At 72.3% G+C, this 7026-nt stretch carries 7 protein-coding genes and 1 pseudogene; 4 read left to right on the top strand and 4 right to left on the bottom strand.

The window, feature by feature from the left end:
- A pseudogene (locus tag ACIGFK_RS42290) lies at positions 1-344 on the top strand (methylmalonyl Co-A mutase-associated GTPase MeaB); the annotation flags it as partial.
- Between the two features lie 82 nt (positions 345-426).
- Here ACIGFK_RS42290 and ACIGFK_RS42285 read toward each other — a convergent pair.
- The 3 genes from ACIGFK_RS42285 to ACIGFK_RS42275 form a co-directional block, all read right to left on the bottom strand.
- A complete protein-coding gene (locus ACIGFK_RS42285) occupies positions 427-942 on the bottom strand; it encodes a YdeI/OmpD-associated family protein (RefSeq protein ID WP_376661984.1) in 516 nt (171 codons plus the stop codon).
- Between the two features lie 27 nt (positions 943-969).
- On the bottom strand, positions 970-1383 hold the full coding sequence (locus ACIGFK_RS42280; RefSeq protein ID WP_400056136.1) for a VOC family protein: 414 nt from the start codon (positions 1381-1383) through the stop codon (positions 970-972).
- A gap of 80 nt (positions 1384-1463) precedes the next feature.
- Complete coding sequence (locus ACIGFK_RS42275) at positions 1464-1985, bottom strand: carboxymuconolactone decarboxylase family protein (RefSeq protein WP_376661986.1); 522 nt, start codon at positions 1983-1985, stop codon at positions 1464-1466.
- A 100-nt stretch (positions 1986-2085) separates the two neighbouring features.
- Between ACIGFK_RS42275 and ACIGFK_RS42270 the strand changes: the two genes are divergently transcribed.
- Complete coding sequence (locus ACIGFK_RS42270) at positions 2086-4953, top strand: BTAD domain-containing putative transcriptional regulator (RefSeq protein ID WP_400056134.1); 2868 nt, start codon at positions 2086-2088, stop codon at positions 4951-4953.
- Positions 4954-4971: 18 nt separating this feature from the next.
- Here ACIGFK_RS42270 and ACIGFK_RS42265 read toward each other — a convergent pair whose 3' ends face one another.
- The gene (locus ACIGFK_RS42265) at positions 4972-5727 is read right to left on the bottom strand and encodes a helix-turn-helix domain-containing protein (protein ID WP_376661988.1); all 756 of its coding nucleotides are present in this window, start codon (positions 5725-5727) and stop codon (positions 4972-4974) included.
- Between the two features lie 245 nt (positions 5728-5972).
- Between ACIGFK_RS42265 and ACIGFK_RS42260 the strand changes: the two genes are divergently transcribed.
- Together ACIGFK_RS42260 and ACIGFK_RS42255 are read left to right on the top strand one after the other, a co-directional pair.
- Positions 5973-6644 carry a DUF4097 family beta strand repeat-containing protein gene (locus tag ACIGFK_RS42260; RefSeq protein WP_376661989.1) on the top strand — a complete coding sequence of 224 codons (672 nt, stop codon included), beginning with the start codon at positions 5973-5975 and terminating at the stop codon, positions 6642-6644.
- A 32-nt stretch (positions 6645-6676) separates the two neighbouring features.
- The coding region (locus ACIGFK_RS42255) for an ATP-binding cassette domain-containing protein (RefSeq protein WP_400056132.1) at positions 6677-7026 on the top strand (350 nt) is incomplete at its 3' end.

The raw sequence follows: 7026 nt of genomic DNA, 5'->3' as shown, positions 1-7026 counted from the left end.
CCGACGCCGCCTGGACCCCACCCGTCCTCACCTGCAGCGCCCGCGAATCGACCGGACTCGACGAGGTCTGGAACCGCCTCGAACAACACCGCACGACGCTCGACTCCAACGGGCGCCTCGCGGCCAAACGGCGTGACCAGCAGATCGAGTGGACCTGGTCGATGGTCCGCGACGAACTGCTGGAACGCCTCCGCTCGCACCCGGCCGTACGCGACCTCGCCCCCGGCCTCGAAGCCCGCGTCCGCGCCGGCTCCCTGACGGCCACGGCGGCCGCCGACCGGCTCCTCTCGGCGTTCCGCCAGGCAGGAGACGGCAGGTCACCGGCGGGTGCTCCGGCGAGCTGACGGAGGCGCAGCGGGCGGAGGCGCAGCGGGCGGAGGCGCAGCGGGCGGAGGCGCAGCGGGCGGGCGGAACGGCCCGCCGGGGTCAGCCGCGCAGGGTGGCGATGGCCTTCTCGATGCGCCGCCGGCGCGTCTCGGGCTTCTTCGCGCTCTCGATGGCGCGCACGTGCTCGCGCTTGCGGCTGTACGTGAGGACGTCGTAGGCGGCGCGGGCGGCCGGGTCCTCGTCCAGGGCCTGCGCGAAGTCCGCCGGCTCGACGACGACGCGGGGCTCGGTGTCGAGTTCGACCTCGACCTCGACCTCCTCGCCGATCTCGACGCCCGCGGCCTCCCGGTTGGCATGGCTGAGGCCGATCAGGTGGCGGCCGCGCAGGAGGGCGACCCGGCTCCTCCACGCATGCCCGTTGAGCGTGATCGTCACCGGCGGCCGCGAGCCCTCGCCGAGGGCTGCCACCACCTCGGGCGGAACTACCAGGCCCCGCATGGGCTCAGGCGGCTCGACGTGGGCCCGGAACTTCATGGTGCTCTCCTGTTGTTCGTCCTGCCGGTCACGGCGGTCCGGGACGGCAGCGGCACGCGCCGCGCCGTCCGTCCCCGACAAGCGACAAGTGTGGGACAAGGACCGCGACTACTCGGCGTAGGGCTGGTCGGCTCCCTGGGCGCTGTAGCCGAGGCTCCAGATGTAGCCGTCCGGGTCGGCGAAGGTACCGCCGTACCCGCCCCACGGCAGGGCGCCCGCGGGCTTGAGGATCTTGGCGCCGGCCTTCTGGGCCTCCGCCATGACCTCGTCGACCCGCGCCTCACTGCGGACGACGTAGGTCAGGACCAGTCCGCTGAAGCCGCTGCCCTCCGCTTCCGTGCCCACCTGGTTCGCCAGGCCTTCGCGGCTGTAGAAGCCGACGGGCGAGGCGCCTTCGGATTCGAAGAACACCGAGATGCCGAAGTCGCTCTGGACCTTCCAGCCGAGCCCCTCGACGTAGAACTGCTTGGCGCGGTCCATGTCCCGGACGCCGAGAAGGATCGAGCTGACGTGTGCCTTCATGTCATGTCCCCTTGAGTGTGGGTGGTCGTGTGGTGCGCAGGGGGTCGTGTGCCCTGCGCGATGAGACGGCCGTGCGGGATTCAGTCGCCGGGCCGCACCAGCGGCCAGTCGACCGGCACCTGTCCCGCGTTGGCGAGATGGACCCGCAGCGTGGCCAGGGCGACCTCCGCGACGATCTCCACCACATGGGTGGGTGCGATCCCCGTGCCGGGATCGGGCTCCACTCCCTGCAGCAGCGCCGCAGTGAGGGCCAGCGCGGCCGCCGCCTGCGGATCGTCCGATTCGCCGCGGCGGGCCCGCGCGGCCTCCTCCTCGCTCAGCCCGGCGGCCTTCGTGCCGACGTAGGTGTGCGCCGACAGGCCGTACTCGCACGAGTAGTGCTGAGCGACGAACAGCGCGACCCGCTGCCGCACGGCGTCGGGCAGGCATCCGCCCTTCTGCAGCGCGAGCCCGAAGTCGAGGTAGCCCCGCAGGACGGCCGGGCTGTTGGCCATCGCCCGCGTCAGGTTCGGGGTGATCCCTTCGGCGCGCTGCGCGGCGGCCAGCAGTTCTGCCGTCTCGCCGGTGGCGGCCTCGGGATCGACCAGCGGAAGTCCGTTCATGAGAAGGATCTTGGACGCCCGCGTTGATAGATTCGCGATGCGTTCGCGATGTATGCGCAATCGGGGGGGGAGTTCAGTGCGGTTCTCGATCCTGGGTCCGGTGGAGATATCGGACGGTGGCCACCCCCTGCCCGGGACCGCGCCGCGCCATCGCGCCGTTCTGGGGTACCTGCTGCTGCACGCCGGAACGGTCCTCAGCGCCGACCGGCTGATCGACGCGGTCTGGGGCCTGACGCCGCCGGACACGGCGCGGGCGCAGGTGCACGCCGCGGTGACGGCGATCCGCCGGGTGCTGCGCGGCGCCGGGACGGCGGAGGTCCTGGAGACCCGGCCGTCGGGCTATGTGATCGTCCCGCGCCCCGGGCAGCTCGACTCGAAGGAGTTCGACGCCGCCGTCGCCGATGCGTCCGCGGAGGACCCCGAGAAGGCCGTCGGGCTGCTGCGCGAGGCGCTGACGATGTGGCGCGGTCAGCCGTTCGCCGACGTCAATGCCGACTACGTGGCCGATGCGCGGGCCCGGCTGCTGGAGCGCCGTCTCGCCGCGGTCGAGCGCCTGATGGAGCTGGAGCTGTCGCTCGGCCGCCACCGGGAGGTCCTCGACGAGCTGTCGGCCGAAGCCGCGGCCCACCCCCTGCGGGAGCGGCTCTGCCACCACCTGATGCTCGCCCTGCACCGTGCCGGACGGCAGGCCGACGCCCTGTCCGCGGGCCGCGTGTTCCGCCGCAGGCTCGCCGAGGACCAGGGGCTGGACCCGGGACGGGCGTTCGCCGTCCTGGAGCAGTCGATCCTCAACGACGATCCGGGCCTGCACCTGGCGCCGGTCCCGTCCCGGCCGGCACCCGCCGCGGCGAGGCGCGCGAACTTCCTGCCCTTCGACATCCCGGACTTCGCCGGGCGCGACGAGGAACTGGACGAGCTCGAACGGCTCGGCGCGGGGTCCGGGTCGGTGACCCTCGCTGCCGTCGACGGGATGGCCGGCATCGGGAAGACCGCGCTGGCCGTCCATGCCGCGCACCGGCTGGCCGGCGCCTATCCGGACGGGCAGCTGTTCGTCGACCTGCACGCGCACACCGCCGGGCAGGCACCGCTGGAGCCCGGGGCGGCGCTGGAGGTCCTGCTGCTCCAACTCGGCCTTCCCGCCGAGGCGATCCCGTCCGGCCTGGTGGCCCGCTCGGCGCTGTGGCGGTCGGAACTGGCGGGCCGGCGCGTGATCGCCGTCCTCGACAACGCGGGCAGCGCCGACCACGTGCGGCCGCTGCTGCCGGGGGCGACGGAGAGCCTGGTCCTGATCACCAGCCGGCGCCGCCTGTCCGACCTGGACGGCATCCGGGCGCTGACGGTGGACCTCCTGCCCGCCAGGGACGCCGTCGAGCTGTTCACCCGGATCATCGGGGAACGGGCGCACGCCGAGCCGATCGCCGTCCTCGACGTGCTGCAACTGTGCGGGTTCCTCCCGCTGGCCGTCCGGATCGCGGCGGCGCGGCTGCACAACCGGCCGCGCTGGACCGTCCAGTACCTGGCGGGCCGGCTGCGCGACCAGAAGCGGCGGCTGACCGAGCTGTCGACCGCGGACCGCAGGCTGGCCGCCGCCTTCGCCCTGTCCCACCAGTACCTCGACGAGGACCAGCAGCGGATGTTCCGCCTGCTCGGCCTCCATCCCGGGCACGACGTGGATCCGTACGCGGCGGCGGCGCTGGCGGACACACCGCTGGACCGGGCCGAGGACCTGCTGGAGGACCTGCTCGACGCGCACATGCTGCAGCAGCACGAACCGGGCCGGTACACCTTCCACGGACTGCTGCGGGAGCACGCCCTGGCCACCGCGGCGGCGACGGAGCCCGAGCAGGCCCGGCACTCCGCGCTGACCAGGCTGTTCGACCACTACCTCTACACCGCGCGCACGGCCATGGACCTGATCCACCCCTACGGCGCCGGCCAGCGTCCGGTGGTCCCGCGACCGGACACCCCGCTCGTCGACCTGGCGGATCCGGCGGCGGCGACCGTCTGGCTGGAAACGGAACGTGCCAACCTGATCGCCTCGGGAACCCACACCACGGAGCACGGCTGGCCCGTCCACACCGGGCACCTGGCGGCGATCCTGCGGCCCTACCTCGGCCATGCCCACCACACCGACGCCCTGGCCCTGCACACCCAGGCCCTGCAGGCGGCCCGGACCTGCGGCGAGCGGGCACGCGCCCTCACCGACCTGGGGTGGGAGTGCTGGCGCCTGGGCCGGTACGCCGAAGCCGTCACGCACTCGCGGAGCGCGGTCGAACTGGCCCGCGAGAGCGGGGACCGCCTCCTCGAATCACGCGCCCACAACACCCTCGGCAACGTCCTGTGGAGGCAGCGCGACTATCCCGCCGCCCGCGATCACCTCGAAACCGCGCTCACGCTGTGCCGCGACAGCGGCAACCGGATCGGCGAGGCGCACGTCCTGGGCAACCTGGCCGGCGTCCACGAGGGGCAGGGCCTGCTCGACTCCGCGCACCGCCATCTGACCGACGCGCTGGCCCTGCACCGCCTGCTCGGCAACCGTGGCGGCGAGGCCTCGGTCCTGGACCGCCTCGGCGGGATGTACCGCCGGAAGGGCTGCTACGAGGAGGCCCGCACCCACTGCCGGCAGGCCAAGGAGCTCTACCAGGAACTCGGTTACGCCAGCGACCAGGCCGAGGCGCTCAACGGGCTCGGCGACGTGGCCCGGGCGGCCGGCGATCCCGCGCGCGCGATCGCCGAACACCGGGCGGCCCTCGCCCTGGCCCGCGACCACGGCAACCTTCCCGAACAGGCCCGCGCCCACGACGGCCTGGCCCGCGCCCACCACGCCCGGAACGACACCGGCGAGGCCCGCGCCCACGCCCTCCAGGCCCACGGGCTCTACACCGCCCTGGCCGTTCCCGAGGCCGACGACATCGCGGAGCTCATCCGGGAGCTGGACGTCCGGCCGACAGGACGGGCATCCAGCTGAGCCGTTCCGGTCGCGGGACTATCCGCGGTCCGTACGGGGCTCGGCCGGGCCGCCGGACGGCGGTTCGGCCTTGACGTAGAGGATGTCGCGGGCCTGTTCCGCGGCGCGGGTGATGGTCTCTCCGATGAAGTCGAGGAAGCGGGCGATGTTTTCCAGGCGGACGGCGGCCGGGGTGTCGGCGCCGAGGACGCTGACGCCCTGGCGCGCGGTGTCGGCGAGCTGGTCGGTGGCCTTGGCGCTGGCGATCGTGGACTGGTAGAAGACGTCGTCGTCGACGATGTAGCGCTCGCGGCGGCGTTCGTCGCGTTCCCGGCGGATGAGGCCCTGGCCCTCGAGGAACGTGATCGCCTTGGAGATGGACGCCGGGCTGACCTGGAGGCGCTGGACGAGTTCGGACGCCGTGAGGGTGCCCGTGTCCGTCGTGTACAGGGAGACCAGTACCCGGGCGCTTATCTTCGGCAGGCCCGAGGCCATGAAGAGGGTCGTGAACATCTCCTCGTACTCGCGCACGGCCTCGGGGTCGCGCCCGTGGGCCGGTCGGGGGGCCTGTCCGGCCCGGGGGGCGGCCTGCCTGCGGCGGTGGGTGCGGCGTTCGGTGGAGCGCTGGGCCAGGTCCGCGCGGTAGCCGGCGGGGCCGCCGTTGCGCATCACCTCGCGCGTGACGGTCGAGGTCGGACGGTCGAGGCGTCTGGCGATCTCCGCGTAGGCGAGCCCGTCCGCCACCCCCAGCGCGATCTGCTGGCGTTCCTGCTGGGTGAGCCTGCCTCCCGGCATCGCGATCTCCGTTCGTGCTTCGTCCGTGGGTCCCTGATGGGCCCTCAATGCCCCCAGCATAGCGTTCAGTTCCTATCCATTGCAACGCAACATGCCAAAACATTGCATTGAAATTCAAACCAGTGCAACGATTTCCAGGTCCTGACCTGCGTATATGGCATTCTTGCGCAACGAACTTGTTGCCACGATCCATGAACGCAACGTAGCTTTCGGTCATCAGAAACAACGAGCCGAAGGAAAAGACAATGCAGAAGTTCGCCACCGCCGCCCCCGTCTCCACCGTCCTCGACATCCCCGCCGGCCGCATCCAGTTCATCGCCGCCGACCGCACCGACACCACCGTCGAGGTCCGCCCGGCCAACGCCTCCAAGAGCCGCGACGTGAAGGCAGCCGAGCAGATCACCGTCGACTACCGCGACGGCGTCCTGCGCATCGAGGCCGCACCCGCCAAGAACCGCCTGCTCGGCAACTCCGGGGCCGTCGAGGTCACCGTCCAGCTCCCCGCCGGATCCCACGTCGAGGCCAAGGCCGCGCTCGCCGAACTCCGCGGCGTCGGACGCCTCGGCGACGTCACCTTCGAAGGCGCGCAGGCCACCGTCAAGCTCGACGAGACCGCCGCCGCCCGCCTCACCGTCCAGGCCGGCGACATCACCGTGGGCCGCCTGGCCGGCCCCACCGAGATCCGCACCCACAAGGGCGACATCCAGATCACCGACGCCGTCCGCGGCAAGGTCGAACTGCGCACCGAGCACGGCCAGATCGCCGTCACCGCCGCCCGCGGAGTCTCCGCCACCCTCGACGCCGACACCGCCTACGGCCGCATCCACAACTCCCTGCTCAACACCGAGGGCGCCGGCGCCGGCCTCAACATCCACGCCACCACCGCCTACGGCGACATCACCGCCCGCAGCAACTGAACCGCCCGCAGCCTCCGAAGGAGCAACTCATCATGACCAACCTGGCCATCGCGGCGAACGGGCTGCGCAAGTCCTACGGGGACAAGACCGTCCTCGACGGCATCGACCTGACCGTCCCCGAGGGCACGATCTTCTCCCTCCTCGGCCCGAACGGCGCCGGCAAGACCACCGCCGTGAAGATCCTCTCCACCCTCATCTCCCCCGGCCCGGGATCCGGTGAGATCCGCATCGGCGGTCACGACCTCGCCGCCGACCCGCAGGCGGTACGTGCCGCGATCGGTGTGACGGGGCAGTTCTCCGCGGTCGACGGGCTGATCACCGGCGAGGAGAACATGCTCCTCATGGCGGACCTGCACCACCTGTCCAAGCGCGAGGGACGGCG

It is taken from the genome of Streptomyces sp. NPDC085524, assembly GCF_044541755.1.
Classification (GTDB): Bacteria; Actinomycetota; Actinomycetes; order Streptomycetales; family Streptomycetaceae; genus Streptomyces.
Note: the sequence above shows the minus strand (reverse complement) of the source record. Positions and strands in the feature narration are given on the sequence as shown.